22 protein-coding genes and 1 tRNA gene are annotated in these 25,555 nt (G+C 37.0%); all 23 read left to right on the top strand.

Features of this window, described 5'->3' with window-relative positions; translation table 11 throughout:
- Positions 1-371 precede the first annotated feature (371 nt).
- The 23 genes from rpmH to prsK all read left to right on the top strand — a co-directional run bounded on the left by rpmH (position 372) and on the right by prsK (position 25,531).
- A complete protein-coding gene (rpmH, locus tag CPS_RS22740) occupies positions 372-506 on the top strand; it encodes a 50S ribosomal protein L34 (protein ID WP_011045771.1) in 135 nt (44 codons plus the stop codon).
- Positions 507-549: 43 nt separating this feature from the next.
- A complete protein-coding gene (rnpA, locus tag CPS_RS22735; protein ID WP_011045770.1) occupies positions 550-936 on the top strand; it encodes a ribonuclease P protein component in 387 nt (128 codons plus the stop codon).
- Positions 903-1,151: a membrane protein insertion efficiency factor YidD gene (yidD, locus tag CPS_RS22730; protein WP_011045769.1), complete on the top strand. Its 249-nt coding sequence runs from the start codon at positions 903-905 to the stop codon at positions 1,149-1,151. Before rnpA ends, yidD begins: the two co-directional genes overlap by 34 nt.
- A 123-nt stretch (positions 1,152-1,274) precedes the next feature.
- Positions 1,275-2,906: a membrane protein insertase YidC gene (gene yidC / locus CPS_RS22725; RefSeq protein ID WP_011045768.1), complete on the top strand. Its 1,632-nt coding sequence runs from the start codon at positions 1,275-1,277 to the stop codon at positions 2,904-2,906.
- Positions 2,907-3,047: 141 nt separating this feature from the next.
- The gene (mnmE, locus tag CPS_RS22720) at positions 3,048-4,463 is read left to right on the top strand and encodes a tRNA uridine-5-carboxymethylaminomethyl(34) synthesis GTPase MnmE (RefSeq protein WP_011045767.1); all 1,416 of its coding nucleotides are present in this window, start codon (positions 3,048-3,050) and stop codon (positions 4,461-4,463) included.
- A gap of 348 nt (positions 4,464-4,811) precedes the next feature.
- On the top strand, positions 4,812-5,309 hold the full coding sequence (locus tag CPS_RS22715; protein WP_011045766.1) for a flavodoxin domain-containing protein: 498 nt from the start codon (positions 4,812-4,814) through the stop codon (positions 5,307-5,309).
- Between the two features lie 458 nt (positions 5,310-5,767).
- The gene (gene mnmG, locus CPS_RS22710) at positions 5,768-7,657 is read left to right on the top strand and encodes a tRNA uridine-5-carboxymethylaminomethyl(34) synthesis enzyme MnmG (RefSeq protein WP_011045765.1); all 1,890 of its coding nucleotides are present in this window, start codon (positions 5,768-5,770) and stop codon (positions 7,655-7,657) included.
- Positions 7,658-7,730: 73 nt separating this feature from the next.
- Positions 7,731-8,360, top strand: a complete 630-nt coding sequence (gene rsmG / locus CPS_RS22705; RefSeq protein WP_011045764.1) for a 16S rRNA (guanine(527)-N(7))-methyltransferase RsmG — start codon at positions 7,731-7,733, stop codon at positions 8,358-8,360.
- A gap of 291 nt (positions 8,361-8,651) precedes the next feature.
- Complete coding sequence (locus tag CPS_RS22700; RefSeq protein WP_011045763.1) at positions 8,652-9,458, top strand: ParA family protein; 807 nt, start codon at positions 8,652-8,654, stop codon at positions 9,456-9,458.
- A 14-nt stretch (positions 9,459-9,472) separates the two neighbouring features.
- Entirely contained in the window at positions 9,473-10,375 is a 903-nt protein-coding gene (locus tag CPS_RS22695; protein WP_011045762.1) for a ParB/RepB/Spo0J family partition protein, read from the top strand.
- Positions 10,376-10,533: 158 nt separating this feature from the next.
- Positions 10,534-11,277 carry an outer membrane lipoprotein-sorting protein gene (locus CPS_RS22690; RefSeq protein ID WP_011045761.1) on the top strand — a complete coding sequence of 248 codons (744 nt, stop codon included), beginning with the start codon at positions 10,534-10,536 and terminating at the stop codon, positions 11,275-11,277.
- Between the two features lie 49 nt (positions 11,278-11,326).
- Positions 11,327-12,574 carry an ABC transporter permease gene (locus tag CPS_RS22685; RefSeq protein ID WP_011045760.1) on the top strand — a complete coding sequence of 416 codons (1,248 nt, stop codon included), beginning with the start codon at positions 11,327-11,329 and terminating at the stop codon, positions 12,572-12,574.
- Between the two features lie 8 nt (positions 12,575-12,582).
- Positions 12,583-13,908 (top strand): ABC transporter permease, encoded by a 1,326-nt coding sequence (locus CPS_RS22680; RefSeq protein WP_011045759.1) that lies wholly within the window; start codon positions 12,583-12,585, stop codon positions 13,906-13,908.
- Positions 13,909-13,976: 68 nt separating this feature from the next.
- Positions 13,977-14,717: an ABC transporter ATP-binding protein gene (locus CPS_RS22675; protein WP_011045758.1), complete on the top strand. Its 741-nt coding sequence runs from the start codon at positions 13,977-13,979 to the stop codon at positions 14,715-14,717.
- A complete protein-coding gene (locus tag CPS_RS22670; RefSeq protein ID WP_011045757.1) occupies positions 14,717-16,183 on the top strand; it encodes a hypothetical protein in 1,467 nt (488 codons plus the stop codon). Before CPS_RS22675 ends, CPS_RS22670 begins: the two co-directional genes overlap by 1 nt.
- 117 nt (positions 16,184-16,300) lie before the next feature.
- Positions 16,301-16,480 carry a hypothetical protein gene (locus CPS_RS22665; protein WP_041737193.1) on the top strand — a complete coding sequence of 60 codons (180 nt, stop codon included), beginning with the start codon at positions 16,301-16,303 and terminating at the stop codon, positions 16,478-16,480.
- Positions 16,481-16,643: 163 nt separating this feature from the next.
- Positions 16,644-16,720 (top strand) — tRNA-Arg (locus CPS_RS22660).
- Positions 16,721-17,013: 293 nt separating this feature from the next.
- On the top strand, positions 17,014-17,682 hold the full coding sequence (locus tag CPS_RS24290; protein ID WP_011045755.1) for an OmpA family protein: 669 nt from the start codon (positions 17,014-17,016) through the stop codon (positions 17,680-17,682).
- A gap of 2 nt (positions 17,683-17,684) precedes the next feature.
- Entirely contained in the window at positions 17,685-17,993 is a 309-nt protein-coding gene (locus tag CPS_RS22650) for a hypothetical protein (protein WP_041737192.1), read from the top strand.
- Between the two features lie 279 nt (positions 17,994-18,272).
- A complete protein-coding gene (locus tag CPS_RS22645; RefSeq protein WP_011045753.1) occupies positions 18,273-19,034 on the top strand; it encodes an outer membrane beta-barrel protein in 762 nt (253 codons plus the stop codon).
- A 218-nt stretch (positions 19,035-19,252) separates the two neighbouring features.
- Positions 19,253-20,275 (top strand): efflux RND transporter periplasmic adaptor subunit, encoded by a 1,023-nt coding sequence (locus tag CPS_RS22640; RefSeq protein ID WP_011045752.1) that lies wholly within the window; start codon positions 19,253-19,255, stop codon positions 20,273-20,275.
- Positions 20,276-20,302: 27 nt separating this feature from the next.
- Positions 20,303-23,377 (top strand): efflux RND transporter permease subunit, encoded by a 3,075-nt coding sequence (locus CPS_RS22635; protein WP_011045751.1) that lies wholly within the window; start codon positions 20,303-20,305, stop codon positions 23,375-23,377.
- A 120-nt stretch (positions 23,378-23,497) separates the two neighbouring features.
- Complete coding sequence (gene prsK / locus CPS_RS22630; protein ID WP_011045750.1) at positions 23,498-25,531, top strand: XrtA/PEP-CTERM system histidine kinase PrsK; 2,034 nt, start codon at positions 23,498-23,500, stop codon at positions 25,529-25,531.
- Positions 25,532-25,555 lie beyond the last annotated feature (24 nt).

Below are 25,555 nucleotides of genomic sequence, written 5' to 3'. Positions count from 1 at the left end.
ATATTGACTTTTAACTATTATAATTGTTTTTTAACAACACAAAGCTAACACATTGTTAATATTATATAAAAAGAAAGAATATCAACAAAAAAAAGTATACTATTTATAAGTGAATTTTACTTTAAACCAGCATTTAACTGAATTAGTTATTAAGATAATAAAACACGAATGTGGTAAAACTGTGAATATCATTAGTAATACCAATGAAGATCACTACGATCCTTAATAAAAAAGTAAGGATCATAGTGAAAATAGCTAACATAAATGATTGACAATTATCCTAGTAAGCTTTAATATTCGGCCTCATTTTTTAGACATGTGTGCTCAATAGGCTGTTTTGCCAGGGCAACAACAACCGACGGATTAGCGTAATGAAAAGAACATTTCAACCTAGCGTATTAAAGCGTAAGCGTAACCACGGATTCCGTGCTCGTATGGCAACTAAAAACGGACGTGCTGTTATAGCTCGTCGTCGTGCGAAAGGCCGTGCACGTCTTAGCGCATAGTATCAAATCTTGTTTACAATATTTGATATAAGGTAGCCTGACTATGGCTACTTACAAATTTAATCGGGAGTCACGTTTGTTGACTCCCGGTCATTTTCAAGCGGTTTTTTCTAAACCTATCCGCTTTGGCTCTCGCCACTTTACTTTATTAGTAACACCAAAACCTCATACTTTCGTCTCTGATAAACATAATTCTGTTGCAAAAAACCGTTTAGGCTTAGCTATTGCTAAAAAACGAGTAAAACTTGCTGTGCAACGTAATCGCGTTAAAAGACAAGTCAGAGAAAGTTTCCGCTTAAATCAAGATAATTTACCTGCTATCGATATAGTCGTCATGGTAAAATCTGGCATTGATCAACTTGATAACAAGACGATTAATCAAGAATTAGAGAAAATATGGCGAAAAATAATTCAACGCCACAAAAACTAGTAATAACCGGCATAAAAGGCTATCAACGCTTTATCAGTCCGTTACTAGGCTCTAATTGTAGATTCACTCCAAGCTGTTCTGCCTATGCAACTGAAGCTATCAATCGCTTTGGTGTAATAAAAGGTGGTTGGTTAGCAAGCAAACGTATTTTAAGGTGTCATCCGCTCAATGATGGCGGCGAAGATCCGGTTCCACCAATAAAAAAGAGTAAATAGCCTATCTAGACTAAAAGATAGTAGGTTATCAAGCTAACCTATATTAATATGCCACGCACTTATCAAATTTAAATTATGCACGGGAAAATAATCCCCTGCCAACAAAGAAGAGAAGTTAATTTTATGGAATCCCAACGCAGTCTACTTTTTATTGCGCTTATGGTTGTTACCTACTTACTGTTTAGTCAATGGCAGCAACAAAATGCCGTAGTTCCTGAGCAAACAAGTATTAGCCAAAACCAGTCAGTTGAAAATGCCGACGCAGACTTCGTGCCTGAATCTTCAGATGCCCAAGTAAGCTCGATAAAATCAACCAATACTTCTGCCAAATTAATTACAGTGACCACAGATACATTAATTTTAAAAATTAATAGTCAAGGTGGTGATATTGTTGAAGCTAAATTACGAAAATTTGATACTGAGCAAGGTAACGATATCCCTTTTACTATTTTACAAAATGGTAATCAAAAATATATTGCTCAAAGTGGTTTAACAGGCGCTAACGGTATTGACCGTACAATCAAAGGCCGTCCTATATATACTAGTGCGAAAAACAGCTATGAATTAGTAAATGACAACTTAATTGTCGATTTAGTTTTTCATGATGTTAGTGGCATGTCAGTGACTAAACGATTTACTTTTAATAAAAATAGCTACAGCGTTAATGTTGATTACTTAATTGACAACAACACGGCTAACAGCGTTTCTGTACAAATGTATGGTCAACTTAAACAATCTACCGTAGTAGAAACTGGTGGTGGCATGTTACCTACCTACCGCGGTGCTGCTTACTCAACAACAGAAGAACGTTACGAAAAATACGATTTTGATGATATTGAAGAAGCAAACTTAAATGCAGTAACTGCAGGCGGCTGGATTGCAATGCTTGAACATTACTTTGTTTCAGCTTGGGTACCAAACGCAAAAGACAGTAACCAACTTTATACAACGTATAGTAATAACTTTGAAGCAGTTATTGGTTTTAAAGCTCCAGCTGTAATCATTGACGCTGGTAAGCAAGGTTCTACTTCAGCAATATTTTATGCTGGCCCTAAAGACCAAGAAGTATTAGAGAAAATAGCACCAAACTTAGACTTAACCATAGATTACGGTTTCTTATGGATGATCAGTCAACCGTTATTCTGGTTACTACTAACGATCCAAAGTTTTGTTACTAACTGGGGTGTAGCTATTATTATCATCACCTTAATCGTTAAAGGTGGTATGTACCCATTAACTAAAGCGCAATATACCTCAATGGCTAAAATGCGTGATTTAGCACCAAAAATGGCACAACTAAAAGAGCGTTTTGGTGATGACAGACAAAAAATGTCACAAGCCACAATGGAAATGTATCGTAAAGAAAAGGTCAACCCAGCAGGCGGTTGTTTACCACTAATACTACAAATGCCAATTTTCTTAGCACTTTACTGGGTATTCTTAGAAAGTGTTGAATTACGCCATGCACCTTTTGTTTTCTGGATTCAAGATTTATCAGCAATGGACCCATTCTTCGTATTACCAGTACTTATGGGTATCAGTATGTATGTAATGCAAAAAATGCAACCGATGACGATTCAAGATCCAATGCAACAAAAAATCATGCAATATATGCCCGTAGTATTCTCAATATTTATGGCTTGGTTCCCATCTGGTTTAGTACTTTACTGGTTAGTAAGTAACTTAATTTCAATTACACAAATGAAAATAATATTTGCTGGTATTGCTAAGAAAAAAGCAGAAAAAGCAGCATAATTTTTGTAAAGAACTAAGTTATAAAAATAAATTGAAAGGCGATTACTGATAACACAGTAATCGCCTTTTCTATTATTGGGCATTTAATCTTGAAATAAAGTAAAATAATCATCAACCACTATTTGAATTAATTACCTCGCTATGACATCAATTTCTCAAACAACGACAATCGCCGCACAAGCAACCGCACCCGGACGTGGTGGCGTCGGTATAATTAGAGTATCAGGCCCAGAGGCTAAAAATGTTGCTCAAGCTATTTTAGGTAAGCTACCTGAAGTAAGAAAAGCTGAATATTTACCCTTTTTAGATTGCACATCAACTGATAAAACACAGGTATTAGACCAGGGAATAGCACTCTATTTCAAAGCGCCTAATTCATTTACCGGTGAAGATGTTATCGAATTTCAAGGCCATGGTGGTCCCGTAATTTTGGATATGCTACTCAAAGTAATTCTTGCGCAACCCAAAGTTATCATGGCCAAACCTGGTGAGTTCAGTGAACAGGCCTTTTTGAATGACAAACTCGATTTAACCCAAGCAGAAGCAATTGCCGATTTAATTAACTCAAGTTCAGAACAAGCAGCTCGCTCTGCCCTGCACTCTTTACAAGGTGACTTCTCTAAACTTGTCAATGAAATGGTAGAAAGTATTATTCACCTACGCATGTATGTTGAAGCTGCGATTGATTTTCCTGAAGAAGAAATTGACTTTCTTGCTGATAAAAAAATTGTTACTGATTTAAAAGCTATTATCAGCCGAGTAGAAGACGTTCGTAAGCAAGCCCAGCAAGGTAGTATTATTCGTGAAGGAATGCGTGTAGTGATTGCTGGTCGTCCTAATGCTGGCAAATCTAGCTTACTCAATGCATTAAGTGGTAAACAAACAGCCATAGTTACCGATATCGCTGGCACTACTCGTGATGTACTAGCCGAACAAATTCATATTGATGGCATGCCGTTACACATTATTGATACCGCTGGATTACGAGATAGTGATGATGTTGTTGAGAAAATAGGCATTGAGCGTGCTTGGCAAGAGATCAATCAAGCCGATCGCGTTTTATTAATGGTTGATGCCAGTGAAGATCACAGTATTTTAGAAGACGATCAAGACATTAAAGATTTCTATCCCGAGTTTTTTGCCAAACTTCCAGAAAAAATTGGCCTTACATTAATTAGAAATAAAGCCGATGTTAATGATGCTAAAACGGGGTTCACTGAGTTTACCGATACCGATGGTACACAGCATGCCATTATTACTTTGTCAGCTAAAACAGGCAAAGGCGTTGATAGCTTAAAAGAACACTTAAAAACAATAATGGGCTACCAAGGTGGCACTGAAGGGGGCTTTATGGCGAGAAGACGTCATTTAGTGGCCTTAGAGAATACGCATCAGCATTTACTTACAGGATTAGATCAACTTGAATCTTATGTCGCTGGTGAAATATTGGCAGAAGAGCTGCGTATTTGTCAGCAAGAATTAGATCAAATCACCGGGGAATTCACCAGTGATGACTTGTTAGGTAAAATTTTTAGCTCTTTTTGTATTGGAAAATAGTTCCTGATAAATATTTTCCGATGAATAATAAAACGTGACTTCCTCGTTACGATTTATAAAAAGGGCTAGTGTTTATTTACAATACTAGCCCTTTTTATATTTATTGAAATAAACAATTATATTCGTAACTAACACCATTTTATGAGTTTCTTATTTGAGTCTACTTAGCAATAAGTCTGCTTTATTAACCTTTTATCTACCCGCTAAACTATCAATATACTCCCTCAAATTTGCTTTATTTAACTAAAATAACAAACTATTTGTTTATCCATACTTAGCTTAAGTAATACAATAACAATGTACTTATTATCATTGTAAATAACCCCATTTTATTAAAAAGAGACCCCTATGAGCTCAGTTCAAATCATTGTTGGTAGCATGCTTGGTGGCACAGAATATGTTGCAGAAGCCTGTGAAGAAACCCTAAATAAACTTGATCATACTGTTGATATACACCTTAAACCGGATCTTAAAACCGTCATCAACAACACTTTTCACGCGAATAATGAACAAAATAACGACAGTGTTCTAGCCCAAAATCCTATTTGGATCATTTGTACCTCCACACATGGTGCTGGTGACTACCCTGACAACATCAAACAATTTGTTAGTGATCTAAGTAATTGTGATCAAGATCTATCCACGGTTACTTTTTTAACAATTGGGATCGGAGATTCTAGCTATGATACTTTTTGCAAAGCAGCAATAGATTTATCAAACCTATTAATATCAATTGGTTGTAAAGAAATAGTACAAATTAAAACCTTAGATATGTCAGAAGATATCGATCCAGAAGAGCTCGCTCAGCAGTGGATCAGTACAAATAAAGATCTGCTTTCGATCTAAGGTGATCACTTACCCATAAGTTATCAACAGATTACGATCTATATTTTTACCATTGTGGATAAAACAGTTAATAACCAGTTAATTTACTATTATTATTCAGTTGATTAAAAACATTTTAAATCGCCCTGTGTATAACTTGCCGTTTTGATCAAAGGTTATTTGCTGATTGATCAAAGGTTGATCACAACGTTATCATTGTCTTTAGTTATTAATAAATAAAAGAAAAAAGTGCTTATCCACAGAAAACAACGATCCTAATAAGTAATAATAATAAGATCTTTATAAAGATCTCTTTTTATATATTAAGGATCAGCCCCGATCTTTTTTACCAATTTGATCGTATCCCTGAAGAGAAAAAAGCGGTAAAATACGTTCCCTTATTTTTGAGTCTTGTAAATTTTGCAATTCACTTTAAATAAAAACTTTAACTAATTTTAACCAAGCAGGATTGTTATTTTATGTGGTATCAAGAGTCTTATGACGTAATTGTTGTTGGTGGTGGTCATGCGGGAACCGAGGCCTCACTTGCTGCTGCGCGTATGGGCTGCAAAACTTTGTTGTTAACCCATAACATTGACACGCTAGGCCAAATGTCTTGTAACCCCGCCATTGGCGGTATCGGCAAAGGTCATTTGGTTAAAGAAATTGATGCACTGGGTGGTTTGATGGCAACAGCCATTGATCATAGTGCCATTCAATTTAGAACATTAAATTCGAGCAAAGGACCTGCAGTGAGGGCAACTCGTGCTCAAGCAGATCGCATTTTATATCGTAACTATGTTCGTAATACGTTGGAAAACCAAGAAAATTTAACTATTTTCCAACAGCCCTGTGATGACTTGATCCTTGAAAACGATCGTGTTGTCGGTGTATCGACACAAATGGGCCTTAAATTTAAAGGTAAAAGCGTAGTACTTACGGTAGGTACTTTTCTTTCAGGGCTTATTCACATTGGCTTGAATAACTACCAAGGTGGAAGAGCAGGTGATCCTGCCAGTGTAAATCTAGCAGCAAAAATGCGAGATATGCCGTTTAGAATGGATCGTTTAAAAACGGGTACTCCACCTAGGTTAGACGCAAGATCATTAGATTTTTCTGTTATGGAAGAGCAAGCAGGTGATACACCTAGTCCAGTATTTTCTTTCATGGGATCACAGGCGGATCATCCAGAACAAATATCTTGTTTTATCACACATACCAACGAGCAAACCCATCAACACATTCGAGATGGTTTAGATCGATCTCCAATGTATACTGGCGTAATTGAAGGTGTGGGTCCAAGATATTGTCCGTCTATTGAAGACAAAATCACCCGCTTTGCAGATAAAAGTTCACATCAAATATTTGTTGAACCTGAAGGTTTGACTACTCATGAAGTGTATCCAAACGGTATTTCAACCAGTTTACCTTTTGATGTACAAATGAATTTAGTACGTTCAATCAAAGGCTTTGAAAACGCTTTTATTACTCGTCCTGGTTATGCCATTGAATATGACTACTTCGATCCTCGTGACTTAAAACAAAGTTTAGAAAGTAAATTCGTTCAAAATTTATATTTTGCCGGACAAATTAATGGCACCACAGGTTATGAAGAAGCCGGTGCTCAAGGACTCATCGCTGGAGCTAATGCTGCAAATAGAGTTAAAGAGCGTGATGAGTTCACTCTTGGTAGAGATCAAGCTTACATGGGCGTGTTAATTGATGATTTAGCAACGCTAGGTACGAAAGAACCTTATCGTATGTTTACTTCTCGTGCTGAATACCGTTTATTGCTTCGTGAAGACAACGCTGATATTCGTTTAACAGAGCAAGGTCGTAAAATTGGTTTAGTTGGTGATACTCGTTGGCAGCGATTTAATGAGAAGATGGAAAACGTTGAACTTGAACGTCAGCGCTTACGATCTACTTGGGTACAAAAGGATCATACAAAAATAGATCAAATCAATGCCTTGCTGAAAACACCAATGAGCAAAGAAGCGAGTTTAGAAGACTTAATTCGTCGTCCAGAAGTAAACTATACCGATCTAATGAAGATCGAAGGTTTGGGGCCAGCGATAGAAGATAGTCAAGCTTCTGAGCAAATTGAAATTCAAACTAAATATGCAGGTTACATCGACAGACAGTTAGATGAAATAGCCAAGAAAAAACGTAATGAAGATACTAAAATCCCGAGAGATTTTGATTATCAACAAATTTCAGGCCTATCTAACGAAGTTGTAGCCAAGTTAAAAGATGCTTGTCCAGAAACTATTGGTAAAGCTTCACGAATTTCTGGTATTACTCCGGCGGCAATTTCGTTATTATTAGTCTACTTAAAAAAACACGGTCTTTTACGCAAATTAGCGTAAAAGCAATAGGTAGGGGCGAGCCGCTGATTAATGTTCAACTTAACGTTAATTAGTCAGGCTTGTCTAAATAAAAATGACTTTATCACAGCAATTATCGACACTGATTAGTAAAACGCAGCTTGTCGTATCTCAAGAACAAATCGATTTACTTATTCAATACGTTGAGTTACTCAATAAATGGAATAAAGCATATAACCTAACTTCTGTTCGTGATCCTAGTGAAATGCTAGTTAAACATATTATGGATAGTTTAATGGTGGGTGAAGTGCTTATAGGTAAGAACTTTATTGATGTTGGAACGGGTCCTGGTTTACCTGGCATACCATTAGCTATTTTGTATCCAGAAAGAAATTTTGTTTTACTAGACAGTCTAGGTAAACGTATTACTTTTCTTAGACAAGTGGTTTTTCAATTAAAGCTTAGCAATGTGACACCAGTGAAAGCAAGGGTTGAAGAGTATCAAGGTGAGGAACCTTTTGATGGGGTATTAAGTCGTGCCTTTTCTTCTCTGAATGATATGGTAAGCTGGTGTAAGCACTTAATTACCACTGAGCAAGGACGATTTTTTGCACTCAAAGGGCAATATCCTCAGGATGAGATCTCACAATTACCTGAAAATATTACTTTAGTAGATAGTCATGAAATTATCGTGCCTGACTTGGTTGGTGAACGCCATGTAATAGTACTGAAGAAGTTGCACTAGAAATAATACCAAGTCCATTAAGTTATTGGCCACTCAGCGAGAAATAAAAGGCTTAGAGGCAAGGCATTAATTGATGATAATGGTTATTCCCTTATCAAAATTAATAACGCAGCATATATGCCTTTTAAACTCGCCCTTTGGGAGCTTATTAGCAAACTAATAACTGCATAAAATTAATAAAAGATAGACTAACTATGTTTAACCAATTTTTATTGTTATAAGCTCGCTAATATAGCTCTGAGTTGATAATAAATTTAATGTAATTGGTATAACATAACATTAGAGGTGCTTGTGGGAAAAATAATAGCAGTTGCAAATCAAAAAGGTGGTGTGGGTAAAACTACTACCGCGGTTAATTTGGCTGCCTCGCTGGCGGCGACGAAACGCAAAGTTTTATTAATCGATTTAGATCCTCAAGGCAATGCCACTATGGCTAGTGGCGTTGATAAATACCAAGTTCACGCGACTTGTTATGAATTATTAGTTGAAGAGCAAAGTGTTGAGGACGTTGTTATTAAAGAAACGTCAGGTCTTTATCACTTAATTTCTGCCAATGCTGATGTTACAGCAGCTGAAATAAAGCTAATGGAAGTATATGCTCGTGAACAGCGTTTAAAAAACGCATTAGCGCCAGTAAAAGATTTTTATGACTTCATCATCATAGATTGTCCACCATCATTGAATATGCTTACTGTTAACGCTATGACGGCAGCAGACTCTGTTCTTGTGCCAATGCAATGTGAATACTATGCATTAGAAGGCCTAACGGCGCTGATGGACACCATTACTAAGTTAACGTCAGTGGTGAATGATAAATTACATATTGAAGGCATTCTTCGTACTATGTATGATCCTCGAAATCGTTTAGCTAATGATGTATCTGAACAATTAAAGCGGCATTTTGGTGATAAAGTTTATCGCAGTGTAATTCCTCGTAATGTTCGTTTAGCTGAAGCGCCAAGTTTTGGTACACCAGCCATGTATTACGATAAATCTTCAACGGGCGCCAAAGCTTATTTAGCGCTAGCTGGTGAAGTATTACGTAAAAATGATTATGCTAAAAAATCTCCGCAAGCTAAGGCAAGTGTTGCTAGCTAGCACAAAGGAAAATTATGAGTACAGCAAAACGTAAAGGCGCTAGTCGCTTAGGTCGTGGTCTTGATGCCTTATTATCACCTGCGATACCAGCAGGTGAGAGCCAAACAGAAACTACTGAAGCAAGCAATAGCGTAAAAGCGACAGATAATGAACTGATTAAACTACCTATTTCCAAGTTAGTACCGGGTAAATATCAGCCACGTCGTGAAATGTCTGATGCAGGTCTTGAAGAGTTGTCATTATCTATTCAATCACAAGGTATTATTCAACCGATTGTTGTGCGTTTAGTTGGCGACGATCAATATGAGATCATCGCGGGTGAACGTCGATGGCGTGCGGCTAAATTAGCACAGCTTGATATTATCCCTTGTTTAGTTAAAAACGTACCGGATGAATCAGCAGTCGCGATTGCACTCATTGAGAATATTCAACGTGAAGATCTTAATGCAATGGAAGAAGCGGTTGCATTAGAACGCTTATTAGTGGAATTTGATTTAACCCATGAAGAAGTAGCCATTGCCGTTGGAAAATCGCGTACAACAGTGAGTAATTTATTACGTTTAAATAAATTAAATGATGAAGTAAAAACCTTATTAGAAAATGGTGATATTGAAATGGGTCATGCCCGAGCTCTATTAGCCTTAGAAGGTGAAGTACAAACTTCTGCAGCGCAAACTGTTGCGACTAAAGAATTAACCGTACGAGAAACTGAAAGTTTAATTAAAAAGATTCAAAATCCTGTAGCTGAAAAAGAAAAAGTTGAAAAAGCTATAGAGACTATAGAGTTGGAACAAGGTTTAGCAGAAAAGTTTGGTGCGAAAGTGTCAATTAGCCACAACCAAAAAGGTAAAGGCAAGTTGGTTATTTCTTATACCAACCTTGACAAATTAGATGAGATTTTAACAAAAATAAGATAATTTAACTTTGTGAACCTTATCGCTATAAAAACCAGCCTAGTGCTGGTTTTTTTGTTTAAAAAATGTAAGAAATACCTAATATTGCTCTGTAGCTTTAATTAACTTGGTATAGTTATACCAAGTTAATTAAAGCTACAAATAATCTTAAGGATTAGTTTATGTTGAAGTTACTTTTATCCGTACTCTTTTCACTTGTTGTCTATTTACCTAGTTATTCATGTTTCGCCGATGATGATGCTGCCACTTTATTAAAAAAAATGGATGAGTTATTTCGCTCTAAAAGCTCCATTGCAATGATGAAAATGCAAATTATCACGCCTAATTGGCAACGTACCCTGGAAATGCAAAGCTGGACCATAGGTATGGACGATACTTTTATTCGGGTATTGTCACCAAGGAAAGATCGTGGTGTGGCGACCTTAAAAAAAGATAAAGAGATGTGGAATTTTTTTCCTAAAATTAATAAGGTTATTAAAGTTCCACCATCAATGATGATGGGATCTTGGATGGGATCCGATTTTACTAATGATGACTTGGTCCGTGAAGTTTCATTGGTTGAAGAATACCAAGTGTCTAAACGTATTGAAGGTGAAAACTATCGTTTAACCTTAGTTCCCAAAAAAGATACCGTGACGGTTTGGGGCAAAATTGAATTTATTGTTAATCAAAAAACACTATTGCCATTGGAGCAAAGTTATTACAACGAAAAAGGTGCAAAGGTGCGCACTATGGTCTTTAGTAATATAAAGGATTTTGCTGGTAAAAAAATGCCAGCGGTTATGACGATGATCCCATTAAATAAAACAGGACATAAAACGGTTATTGAATATGTTGAAGCCGAATTTGATATTGATTTGGGGGATAATGTTTTCACGTTACGCAATTTACAAACGCGTTTTTAATCGCTTTATTTCATTTCATTTCATTTTATAACGATAAATGTAAATACCTATGCTGATAGTAAAACTTGCCTTTAGGAACATATTACGTAATCGACGCCGTTCATTGTTAACATTATTGAGCATGGGTGGCGGCTTTTTTTTACTTTGCCTAACTCTCTCTATGTCAGAGGGAAGTTATAGCAACATTATTAATATATTTACCCAAGATCACACCGGGCATGTGCAAATTCATAAAGAAAACTACCTAGAGCGCCCTTCTCTATACAAAACGATCAATCATGCTGATGAGATCATTACTCTATTAGAGCAAAAAACACTGGTATTAGGTGTTGCGCCACGAATTTATAGTCCTTCTTTAGCTTACGGCAAGAATAAAACTTTTCCAGCTCAGGTTATTGGTATTGATCCCGAGCGAGAAGCTAAAACCACAGGGTTAGATAATAAAGTTAACGAGGGATATTATTTAACAAGACCGTTGGCCAATAAAATAAGTAAGGATGCTTATTTTCCCGCCATGATCGGCTTTAGTCTAGCTAAAAACTTACAGCTTACAGTTGGTGACGAACTGGTACTCATTTCTCAAGGTATTGATGGCTCTATCGCCAATGATATTTTTAATGTCGTTGCTATTGTGGGTGATGCTAGCTCATATGAACGTATGAATGTTTATATTAGCTTAACAGCCATGCGAGAGTTTTTATCAATGGCAGGTGATACCAGTAAAGTTCACGAATTAGCGTTAATTTTATCGAGTCAAAGCCAAGCAAGGGAATTCGCTGCTAAAACTCAATCAGCGCTTAAAGATGAGAGCTTAAGTGTAGAACCATGGCAAGTGGTTGAATCCTCTTTTTATAAGAGTATGCAAGCGGATAAAAAAGGCAGTTATGTCTCTATGGGCATTATTATATTTATCGTCTCAATAGGCGTATTAAATACCATCTTAATGGGCACCATGGAGCGAACCCGCGAGTTTGGCGTTTTGAAGGCTATTGGAACTCGGCCTTTAGCGGTTTTTACCTTAATAATGTTAGAGTCTTTTGTACTGGCTATTATCGGTTGTTTACTTGGATTGCTACTCGCGCTACCTGTTTGTTTTTGGCTGGCAGGTGTTGGTATCTCTATGCCAGAGCCAATAGATATGGGCGGGATTATATTTGATACCATGCTAGGAGAAGTAAGCTGGTTTGTAGTGTTATTACCCTCAATTGTTGTTATTAGTAGTACGTTAATCGTTAGTTTTATTCCTGCGATTCGGGCAGCTAAAATATCACCGTTAAAAGCATTACAGGCGGTTTAAATATCATTATGGCAACACGAACACCTAATTCATACAATGCTTCTAAACTCGATAACAACGGCTCATCAGCTACTGTCAATGAATCCAACTCGACTCAACATAACAGCAGTCAAAATGCGATAATTGCACGTTTAGCCAAGCGCAGTATTTTTAGAAATACTCGTAGAACACTATTAACCGTACTTCTTATTTCATGCAGCCTAGCGGCTATTTTATTTACCGATGCTTTTGTCAGAGGCATGGTAGAAACCATGGTAAAAATCAGTACACAAACCTTCTTAGGAGAAGGACAAATTCATCGGGTGGGTTTTCGTGAGGCAAACGATATAGATTTATACATTGAAGATACTACAACACTATATCAGCAACTTAACGCCACCACAGCCATTCAAGCATTTGCCCCAAGGGTATTAACAGGCGCGATGACCTCCTCTTCTGAAAATGTTGCCTCAGCAATTGTTTATGGTGTAGATGCAATACAAGAAGCACAAGTGAGTAAGTTAAAATTAGCGGTAACTCAAGGGGAATATTTATCAGGTATTGATGGTGAAATCATCATAGGAGAACAACTTGCTGATTTATTAGAAATTAGTTTAGGTGACCGGGTGGTTATTACTGTTTCAGAAGCTAATGGTGGCGATTTATCTCAAGCACTGTTTCGTGTTTCAGGCTTATTTAGTTTTAATGAAAGAAGCATGGATATAGGTATGGCTTTTATTAACTTGTCACAAGGACAGAAATTGTTAAACATTGCTGGTGTGCATGAAGTTGCTCTTCGTTTACAACACTTACATCAAGCTGAAGATAGTACCCTACCCTTTTGGAAAACACTTAATAATGACCAAATAGAAACGTTAAGTTGGAAAGAATTAGTGCCTCAATTAAGTAGTATGCTGGCGATGACCAAGTACTCGACACTGATTGTTTCAATCATCATGTATGTACTGGTTTGCTTAGGGTTAATAAACACTATGTTTATGTCTATTTTTGAGCGACAAACAGAGTTTGGTATTTTACTGGCTATAGGAACACGATCTAAGCAGCTCTTTTATCAAATAATGCTGGAAGGTTTTTTCATCGGTTTGTTAAGCGTAACTGTTGGTTTATTAATGGCTTTTCTCTTGTGCTACTGGGGTTCTATTGTCGGTATAGATTACTCTGAATTAGAAATGTCAGGTATGACTTTAAATGAACCCATCTATTTAATACTCGACGCCAGCAGTTTTGCCATTATGGGAGTCGCGACGTTAGCAGTTACCCTTATTGCGAGTGTATACCCTGCTTTTCATGCGGCGCGTTTACAACCTTCTTTTGCCATGCGAAAAACCCTCTAATTGGTTAGTTGAGAGTTAATAGTTAATTCAAGAATAAGAAATTACTGAGTGAAAAGGAAATTATTAAAATGACAACTCAAGTGGATATTGCTGGCGTCAATAATAAAGCGACGGTTAGCCAAAATACTGTCATTGAAACGACTCATTTGTGTAGAGAATTTGGTCAAGGTGATACGTTAGTTAAAGCGCTGACTGATGCCAATATCACCATAGAACGAGGTGAATTTACCGCGATAATAGGCCCTTCTGGCTCAGGTAAATCAACTTTATTGCAATTAATTGGTGGTTTGGATAATTCAAGTTCAGGTGATGTGTTTTTAGATAATAAAAATATTAATCGTATGACAGGCACCGAGTTGTCAGATTTCAGACGTGATCATATTGGCTTTATTTTTCAAGCCTATAACTTGATACCTGTGTTAAGCGCCCGAGAAAACATTGAGTATATTATGTTACTGCAAGGCGTACCTACAGCAGAGCGAAACAAACGCGTAGATAAGCTAATGCATGCGGTAGGTTTAGAAGGTTTGGGAGATCGTCGCCCTGCTGAATTATCAGGGGGGCAACAGCAACGCGTAGCCGTAGCAAGGGCTATGGTATCAAAGCCTAGTATTATTTTAGCGGATGAACCGACAGCTAATCTAGACTCGAAAACAGGTGCTGATTTGCTTGATATGATGAAAGAATTAAATGAAAAGCAAAATATGACCTTTGTATTTTCAACGCATGATCCAAAGATAATGGAACGAGCCAAACGTATTATTCGTTTGGTTGATGGCTGCATTGTTGATGATGAGCGCAGAAGTTAATGCATGAATTAGTGCAAAGATTAAGCTTGCCCGTTAAGTTTTTATTAGTATTAACGCTACTTGGCGCTACTGTCTCGCCTATGAGCAGCTTTGCGGATAGTTTTTCATTTAGTGGTTACATGAAAAGTTATGCACTCGCACAAGACAGCATATCTATTCAAAGCGATTCCATTGATAAAAGTACTATTGAAAATATCACTACTGAGAGCAACACAATTAAAAATAATAGTGTTCAAAATCAAGCTCAAAGCATTGCCGGTAACTTTCAATCACAAAACGCACTACGTTTAATGGCGTCTTATTTGTCCTCAAGCAAAGGTAATATTGAAATAGATTACGAAATACAGCCACTGTATTTCTCAAATAGTACAATGGCTGAATACTATACCAAGGGAAACCTAGGCGTTATTGGTGGTACAGTTTCTTCGGCGAGTAATCAATATCGTTATAAAGATTTTGATGCCGTTTTGAGTGATGTAGGTAGTCATGGCGTGGTTTTGCAAAACCTTGACCGATTTAATTATCAATACAGTAATGACTACGGCGATTTAACGATTGGACGACAAGTATTATCATTTGGTTCTGCTCGCTTCACCAATCCAACCGATATATTTATCCCTTTTGCTATTCAAACTCTTAACCAAGAGTATCGTGTTGGTATTGATGCTATTCGATATAAAGCTGATGTCGGTGATTTTGCTGTGATAGATATGGGGTTGGTTATCGGTGAGGATGGTAAAAAACAAAACAGTGCCGCTTTTTTACGTGGTAAAAACTCTATTCAAGGTAATGATATAGAAGCTATCGCTATCATACTTGATGATGCCTGGTTACTGGGTGGTGGCATTGAGCGTTCAATAGGTGATTTTGGTTTTTGGTTTGAGGCCGCTTATATGGACTGGCGCCAAAGTAACAATGCTGAAGGTAATGCTTCTGAAAATAATACTGACGGAAATAATTCATTAGAAAACATCACCGTAGACAACTTTGCAACAAACACCCTACCCTTGGCTGGCGCCTACACTGATAACTATTGGCGTTCTTCAATTGGCTCAGACTATGCGTTAAATGAAGATGTAATTATTATGATCGAGTATCACTATAATGGTGCGGGCAGTAATAATGTTGAGAATTACACCAAACTGGCGACACAAGCGCCCTACCAGAAAGCTGGTGTGTATTTATATGGTGAACACTACCTTATCCCCGCATTAACTTGGTTAGTCTCTCCTTTGGTGTCTGTTAGCGCCAGTGCTTTTTATAATATCAGCGATAGCTCAGTGTTCTTAACTGTCAGTAGTGAAACCAGTTGGAGTGATAATTTATACTCTGATTTTGGACTGTATATAAGTCATGGGGATACCTTGCAATATAATGCGAGTGGCGCCAATGGAAATTATGCTTTTGGCTCAGAATTTGGGGCTTACCCTTTGAGTGTTTATGGCAGTCTTAGATACTATTTCTAGTGCTATCGCTTTAATAAAAGCTACGACCCTAACATTATTATTAAGTGGCTCTGGGCTTTGATTTACCTAATTAATTGACGTAGAGTGTTATTAGTTATTACTTTCAAGGATGAAAATATGCAAGAACTACCACCATTAGCTCTAGTTAAAACGTGGCTTGAAGTTGTTCAACAGCTCGATTTTCCTATTACCATACGTGAAAAACGCGGTAAATTACTTACTTATTATTTTGGTTCAATTAAACAAGCTCAAAGGTATGTAGAGGATAACGATGATTACTGTCAGCGAGCCTCTTAATTAACTCAGTTAAGTATATTACAAAGCGCTGAAACATGGTCTTCGTAAGTTAACAAATTTAGTCTATATCCAACTCTCGAATAAATTTATCAATATACTTAACAAAAAAAATTAAGTACTGGTATTCGTTCGAGGCTTTTTATAGAATGCCATTTCTTATTTTCCACCCGTAGCTCAGCTGGATAGAGCGATGCCCTCCGGAGGCATAGGTCACAGGTTCGACTCCTGTCGGGTGGACCATTTAGAGCAATTTTATTATCTAGATTACAAAACTTAACGTTAGTAATTATATTGCGAAAGTTAAATGTTATAGCTGTTGTTTTTAAAATTTAGTTCGCTATTGATATGTGCGTTTTCGTAAATATTTAAACCCGACACCAATCGGGTTTTTTTATGTCTTAAAATAGCTATAAAAAACACATAACCGCAATAACATCGATAAATATCCAAGCCCTTCAAGTAGTTTGGGCATAGTAATTAATAATAGCCATAGCTTCGAATCAGTAGCAATCAGGCCAAAACAGGGAATATCCATGAAAAAAATAATCACCACCGCTTCAGCCATACTGCTGTTACAAGCTTGTACAACATTTGACCCTTATACTGGGGAAAGCAAAACCAGCAAGACCGCTATTGGCGCAACAACGGGTGCTGGCCTAGCAGCAGTTGTGGCTTATATAAGCAATAAAGATGAAGACAGCAATACACGCAATAAACGCATTCTTGCAGCAGCAGCTGGTGGTGCGGCTATAGGTGGCGGTATTGGTTTTTATATGGATTCTCAAGAAGCTAAGTTACGTAAGCAACTGAGAGATAGTGGTGTAAGTATTCAACGTGAAGGTGACAAAATTAACCTGATCATGCCTGGCAACATCACTTTTGCTACTAGCAGCTCTAACATCAACACTAACTTTACTGGTGTATTAAATTCTGTTGCCTTAGTGCTTGAAGAATATAACAAAACACTTGTTGTTGTTTCTGGTCATACAGATTCTAGCGGTTCTGCTCAGTACAACCAAAAGCTATCTGAAGAACGTGCGGGCTCGGTAGCCAATTATTTACGTGGTCAAAAAATTCTTAGTGAGCGTTTAGAGGTAGTTGGTTTTGGTGAAGCACAGCCGGTAGCAGACAATCAATCAGCTGGCGGTCGCGAACTTAACCGACGTGTTGAGATAACTTTATTACCTATTGCTGAGTCATAATAATGATTAAAAAAATGAATATCGGTATTGTGGCTTTATCCGCTGTGTTATTGGCAGGGTGTCAGACTAGTAATGCTATTAAAAATGCTTCATCTGATGGCATGGCTAATATGTTTACTTGCGATAAAATTGAAACAACCTTTGACGCTTACGACAAAGACAAAAATTCATTCCCCGCATTACAACAAATTACTGACATGGTAGGTATTGATAGCAGTAGCTTCGATAGCTCAAATACTGCCAGTTATTTTGGTATGGTAAAAACAGGGGTTAATACTGCATTAATGCTGAAAGGTTGCGCTGCAATTTAATAGCGTTTTATAACCAGGGTGAACCTACCCTGGTTGCTTATTCAATAGTTCTCTACTTTTGAATATACTGAAAAAAATAATACATACACTTCATAAAACCTTTATTCTTCATAACGCGAATTAATTATTAACTCTGTTGGTAAACAGTGTTAAATCTTTGAATGTAATTGATCTAATCCCTAATAGTTATTACCATTAATATTAATCTGTTAAGTCTAATTTATATGGATAAATTCATAATTAAGTAAATTTCAGGATATTAAATAAAAAGGAAATAAGATGAAAAATAAAGTTTTATTAAGTTTACTACTCTCAGCAATAGGTACTTATTCTGCATGTGTATCTGCCGACGAATGGAGTTATCAACTAGAGCCCTATTTAATGGTCACTTCTATTAAAGGTGATGCAACAATTGGTCGTACTAATACAGCTGATGTGGATGTTGATTTTGGAACCATATTAGATAACTTAGACGCTGCGGCTATGGTTCATTTTGAAGCTCATCATGACTCAGGTTGGGGGGTTATGTTTGATTATGGCTTTATGGATCTTGGTGGAGATAAAACTAATGACAATGGCAACTCTACTGATGTTAGTGTTCGACAAGGCGTACTTGAACTTCATGCCTTATACCGAAATAAATTGAATGATGGATTTCTTGATTACTTTGCCGGTGTTAGGTGGTGGGATAACGATATAGACGTAACGCTTGATTTTGCAATTCGCCCTGAAAAAAATTTTGAAAAAGAGGTTGAGGCTGATTGGATAGACCCTGTCATTGGTGTTAGGTGGATAAAAAATATCGATGATAAGTGGATGTTTTTAGCTCAAGCAGATGTAGGCGGTTTTGGTCTTGGGTCTGACTTTACTTCTTCTGTTCAAAGTGGCGTTATGTACAAAATCAGTGATTTAATGACTTTGGATCTTAAATATAAAGCGACTTGGGTCGATTATGAAGAAGGTAGGGCAGGACAAGATGGATATTTTGGTTATGACACAGTGACTCATGGCACTGTGATTGGCCTAGCTTTTAATTTCTAACTGCAAACACGAGTCGTTGACTATCCTCCGCGTAGCTTGTGCTTAAAGCCTGAGCTACGCGAAATTAGTGCTTATCACTCAATAAAACCCTAATTAATTAGCCCGTTTATTTGATCTGGAAAATTTATATTTACCTTATGATTAATATTTATGTACTTTGTAAGTAAAACTGCCTAAAGTTATGAATCCTCTAATAAATTTTCGGCTAAACTCTCAAAATGAAACCTCGTCTTTTTAGATTGCTTTCTGTTCTATGCTTTACCAGTTTGTTCTTAAATGCGCCTATTTATGCGCAAGAACTTGAAACCAAAATAATTAAAGCTGAACCTATTGTTAAGAAGATTAACCGCACGGGCAAATTAACCTTTAAGCGAACGTTAAATTTATCTTTTAAAAGTAGTGGTTATCTCGAAGAACTTACTATTGATGAAGGTGATAGTTTTATTAAAGGCCAGTTATTAGCTCAGCTTGACAGCGAAGAACTTACCGCGGAAAAAAATGCTAGTTATGCACGTTTGTTACAAGCAAAACGTGAAATTAAGCGCATTAAAACGCTGCTAAGTAAAAAACTAAGCTCACAACAAGCATTAGATGACGCTATCACCTCAGTTGAAACCACACGTGCCCGCCATAAAATAGCCCAATACAATCTCACTAAAGCGCAGTTAATTGCACCTTTTGATGGTGTAGTACTCGCTCGATATACTGATTTAGGTGAACTGCAAAGCCCTAGCCAAAGTGCTTTAAAAATAGCCGCAGTAGAAAATAATTTAGTCGTTCGTGTCGCGTTAACTGCATCGGAAGTTAATCTAGTTAATTTACAGCAAAGAATAGATCTTAATTTAACGCAATATGGTTTAGTCACTGGCACTGTGAGTAAGGTTCCAGCTATTGCAGATCAACAAAGCCATTTATTTACTATTGAAGTTTTATTAGAAAATTTAAAAGTGAATCAAGTTGTTGTTGGACAATTAGTTCATGTATTAGCTGAAGTCATGACTGATACGTTTTCCTATCGATTACCGCTTGAGGCGCTAAATAGTGTTGATAATCAAGGGAAAGCGTTAGTTATGGTGTTAGATACTAACGCAACAGAAACCAAAAATTATCGTCAGCAAGAGTTTTTGATTAAACAGCTCTCAAATGAATATATCTATTTATCTGCTCAACCAAGTTCTCCTCCCTTAACTATTGTCACGCGGGGCTGGCAACATCTAGCATTAATTGAAAATAAGCCGTAGATGAAGCTCAGTAAAGAGAAATAAGCAATGAAACTCCCTAGATTAGCGATAGATAATGCACAATTCACCTTAACAATATTTTTATTGTTGGTTTTAGTGGGTGTAGTGTCCTATTTGAATATGCCTCGCTCAGAAGACCCTCAGTTTGATTTACCTGTCACCTTAATTGAAGTGGTTTATCCTGGCGCTTCGCCCAGTGATATTGAAACTTTAGTGGTTGACCCACTTGAAAAAGAAATTGCTGATATTGAAAATATTAAAAAGATAGAAGCAAAAATCCATAATGGTGCGGTAAGGATTACCATAGACTTTCTTTATGGCACGGACGGTGAAACTGCGTTTAATAAAGTAAAACAGGCGGTATCTACCGTAAGACCTAGCTTACCTGCAGGTATCGCAGAGTTGTTGGTATTAAAAGCAACACCTAGCAGTGTTGCTATAATGCAGTTGGCTTTGTGGTCTGAGCCTACCAACTATAAAACGATGGAATTGCATGCCAAGTTATTGGAAAAACGACTAGAAACAATAGCCAGTGTACGTAAGGCAAGTATTTGGGGATATCCGCGGCAAATTGTTGCGATAGATATTAATTTACCCTTATTAAAATATTATGACTTAGCGCTTACTGATATTACCCAAGTGCTTCAAGGACGAGCATTAAATATCACGCCTGGATTTGTAGATGCCAGCACACGACGTTTTAATGTTAAAGCCAGTGGTAACTTCACTCAATTAGTGGATATAGAAAATACTGTTATTAGCGATAACAATATGGTCAGTGCGAATGGTGTATTAAAAGTAAAAGATATTGCGGGCGTTACTTTTACTGATGCTGAGCCAAGTTATTTAGCTTATTTTGATGATATACCAGCGATATTTATTACGGTGGAGCAACGTGAAAAAACTAATATATTTGTCTTAACTGAGCAAATAAATCAAGAAGTTGAGCAGTTTAAAAATAGTTTACCTCGTGGTATTAAGCTGGAAAAATTATTTCAACAAGCGGACAGTGTTAATGTGCGTGTTAATGGATTTTTTGATAATTTAACGCAAGGCCTAGTTATAGTAGGTTTAATGGCTTTACTATTTTTGGGCATCAGAGAAGCCTTAGTGGTGATCCTCGCTATTCCGATTTCATTCTTGATGGCTATTGGTTGGCTTGATTTTAGTGGCTATGGCTTACAGCAAATGTCGATTGTTGGTTTAATTATTGCGCTGGGTTTGTTAGTTGATAACGCTATTGTGGTAACTGAGAGTGTTCATAGAGAAAGTAAGCTTGGTAAAGATATAAGGACTGCTGCAGCATCAGGCACCAGTAAAGTCGCTTGGGCTATTGCTAGTGGCACTATCACGACGATGTTAGCCTTTTTACCAATGCTGATGATTCAAAGTAATACCGGCGACTTTATTCGCTCAATGCCCGTAACTGTAGTGTTAGTATTATTTGCTTCGTTATTAGTGGCATTAACGTTAACACCACTTTTAGCCAGTAAATTACTTGTTGTTATTGAAAAAGACGATAAACCTAAAAAGATTAAAATTAAGACCCTGCAACACTACGCCAATAAATTTGCTGAAAAGAGCTATACCAATACGTTAACGATTTTAATGCGTAATAAAGCTGCCGTTATTGTTGTGAGTTTACTGATGTTAGTAGCTATGTTTTCTTTATTTGGGCAAGTAGGTGTAAGCTTATTTCCAAAAGCAGAAAAACCTATGTTATTAATTAATGTTACTACTCCTGCTAACTCATCTCTGGCATATACAGATAAAGTGCTACAGCAAGTTCGACTGCATGTTAAGCAGTATGATTTAGTTGATAAAGTAGCGCTAAATATTGGTAATTCAAATCCACGTATTTATTATAATGAGGTCCCAAAACGCGGCATGATTCGTTTTGGCCAAGCGTTATTGGTATTAAAGGATTATCAGGCTGATGAAGTCACCACGTTAGTAAAACGTTTACGTGATGATTTTAAAAATTGGCAGCAGGCGGAAATCACTGTTAAAGAGTTTACTCAAGGTCCGGTGACCGATCAGGTTATTGCTATTCGGTTGTTAAGCGAATCCTTAACTGACTTAGAGCACGTTGCCAATGATCTTTCGGCTAAAATGCGACAGTTATCAGGTATTGTAAATATTGATAACCCTATTGGCATGGCAAACACTGAGTTGGCGCTAACGATTGACTACCAGCAGGCAGCATTAAGTGGTGTGAGTGTTGAACGATTAGATAAAACCATTAGTACCATCTTATCAGGTACGACTGTTGGCCAGTTTAATGACGTTAACGGCGAAGATTACCCTATAATGATTCGTCAAAAAAATCCTAGTATTGATAGTTTGTCAGCCATTGAAATTAGCAATAATCAAAGGGTTTCAATTCCCCTTGAGCAACTCGCCACTATGGAGTTAAAAAAGGGTGACAGTGACTTTTTTCATTATCAGAAGTTACGTATGGCTAAAGTATCTGCCGATGTTGAAACCGGTTATTCAGTTGGCGAAATCACTAAACAATTGGTCAATTATCTTGAACAGTATGATCTACCTGCAGGTATGCATTTTACTTTAGGTGGAGAAGAAGAATCTAGACAGAAGACTTTTGCAGGTTTAACACAAGTTATGTTGATTACGGCGATGGGAATATTTGCAGTATTAGTGTTGCAGTTTAAATCTATTTTACAGCCAATGATTATTTTTAGTTCAATCCCTTTTGCCATGGCAGGCTCTATCATAGGCTTGTATTTAACAGGGTTATCTTTTTCTATGATGGCTTTTGTAGGTTTGATTAGTCTGTTTGGTATTGTTGTCAACAATGCCATTATTTTGATTGATAGTACCAACGTTAATTTGCGTTTAGGCTTAGACAAGCATTCGGCAGTATTAAAGGCTAGTGCTGTTCGTTTTACGCCAATATTGTTAACCACACTAACGACCATAGGCGGTTTAATTCCATTAACATTATATGGTGGCAGTTTATGGCAACCACTCGGTGTGGTACTTATTTCTGGTTTATGTGTGTCAGCTATTTCAAGCTTTTTATTGGTACCTATTTTAACTGAACTCTTTACAGAGCGAGCGTCCGAAAATAGAGCTGACTAGGCTATTTCATGGCTAAATTAGGCCAATAAAACTAAGACATCATGATGAATTACTATATAATAATTTCTGTTCCAACAAAGATGTCACCATAGTAATACCAACATTTTAGGATTTAGATAAATGGAAGTAATTGGCACCTCAGGTTATTTTTTAGCAGCCTGTGCTTATGCGGTTTTTATTTTATTACTTTTAGCTGCTCGTAATAAAACCTTAGCCGGTGGCTTAATGCTGTTAGCGGCATTATTAGTTTTTTCTTCCTCTCTTAGCGCAGCACTACAACCTAAACAAGGTTTTTCATTGCTTATCGTCATGGCAATAGAAACGTTTAAAGTTGCTGTTTGGTCCTTATTGATTATTTGTACTCAAGCAAATATCACGTCGGTTAAAGCACTAATTTCTCACCCTAAAGTTAAGCAATATCTGAAAATATTCAGTGGCTTATCTGTGCTTTGTTGGGGAGCTGCGCTATTTATGCCTGATAGTGTGAAATATCTATTTTCATTGTTTTTATTACTTAACTTATGGTTACTCGTTTTACTTGAACAGCTATATCGAAATGCCGATGTTAAAGTTAAATGGGCCATTTGGTCTTTAATTATAGCCTTGGGCATGGCAACTGTTTTTGATTTTGTGCTGTTTGCGCAGGCGGCTATGGTTAACCAATTAGACTTTTCTTACTGGTATGCGCGTGGTTTTATTGCGGCCATAGGTATGCCCTTAATATTGGTAAGTACTCGGCGTATTAAAGACTGGTCTGTCGATGTTTTTGTTTCCCGTGAAGTGGTCTTTTATAGCTCAATGTTACTTATTTCGGGTTTATACCTACTTTTATTGGCTATAGCCGGTTACGTAATTAATTACTTTGGTGGAGCTTGGGGCGACGTTATAAGTATTGCGTTTATTATTTTAGGTGGCAGTGTGTTAGCAGCCTTATTAATAGCCGAGAGGTTACGTAGAGAAGTTAAGGTGTTCATCACTAAACACTTTTTCGCTAATAAGTATGATTATCGAGTTGAATGGCTCAAATCCATTGAACAGCTCGAAATCGGTGAAAATGATGATTGTTATCACACTGCAACTCACATTATGTGTTCATCGTTGAACATCCATCAAGGTGCATTAATTAAAAAAGTCACAAAGAATCATTATCAGGCTATTTATCAGCAAAATTTTGAGCTAGAACAAAGTGATTTACATTTTTTAATTGCTGTCGATCAATTCTGTCAACAAAACGGCTGGATTATTGATGTCAGAGAGTTGGCAATGGTTGAGGATAGTTATCCTGGTTTAGTGTTAGATGCTCGAGCGTGCGAGCAAAAAAATATTGATATGATTATTCCTATTTTTATGAATAAAGTAGTTTACGGTTTTTTCTTGTTAGCACTGCCTGAAGAGCAAGGGGAATTAAACTGGGAAGACAGGGACTTACTTTTTTCTCTCTCTAAGCAGCTCAGTAACTACTTGTCACTTAATGAAGCCAATGAGAGTTTGGCTGAATCTAAGCAGTTTGATGCTTTTAATCGCATGTCAGCTTTTTTAGTTCATGATTTAAAAAATATTCAAGCACAATTGGCGTTAGTTAATAGTAATGCCAAACGCCACAGAGATAATCCGGCTTTTATTGATGATGTTTTTGAAACCATAGAATCAGCAACGGGGCGACTTGATAAAGTATTAACACAGTTACGCAATAAACAAGTGGTAGAGTCAACAAAAAAGACTATAGACGTACAAGCGCTGATCGAGACGGTGATTGAACAGCGTAATGTGCAGTTACCACATATTAGCGCACAACTCGCTATTGATAATATGATTTCAATTGATGAAGAAACGTTTTCTTCAGTATTAAATCATCTATTACAAAACGCACAAGAAGCGACAAATGAAAGTGGCTGGGTTAAAATAAGCGCAGAAAGGATATGCAACAATTTACACATTTCTATTGTTGATAATGGTTGCGGTATGTCAGTTTATTTTATTAGAAATCGTTTATTCAAACCCTTTGATACCACCAAAGGAAATGCTGGCATGGGGATTGGCGTTTATGAAGCTAAACAGTTTGTTGAAAGTATTGGTGGTACTATGCAAGTCGCTAGTTTTGAGAATGAAGGTAGTATTTTTACGCTTGTTATTCCTTGTAGTAGCAATGATTAGAAAAGAATAAAAATAAAGGATATG

The sequence above is a fragment of the Colwellia psychrerythraea 34H genome, from assembly GCF_000012325.1.
Classification (GTDB): domain Bacteria; phylum Pseudomonadota; class Gammaproteobacteria; order Enterobacterales; family Alteromonadaceae; genus Colwellia; species Colwellia psychrerythraea_A.
Note: the sequence above shows the minus strand (reverse complement) of the source record. Positions and strands in the feature narration are given on the sequence as shown.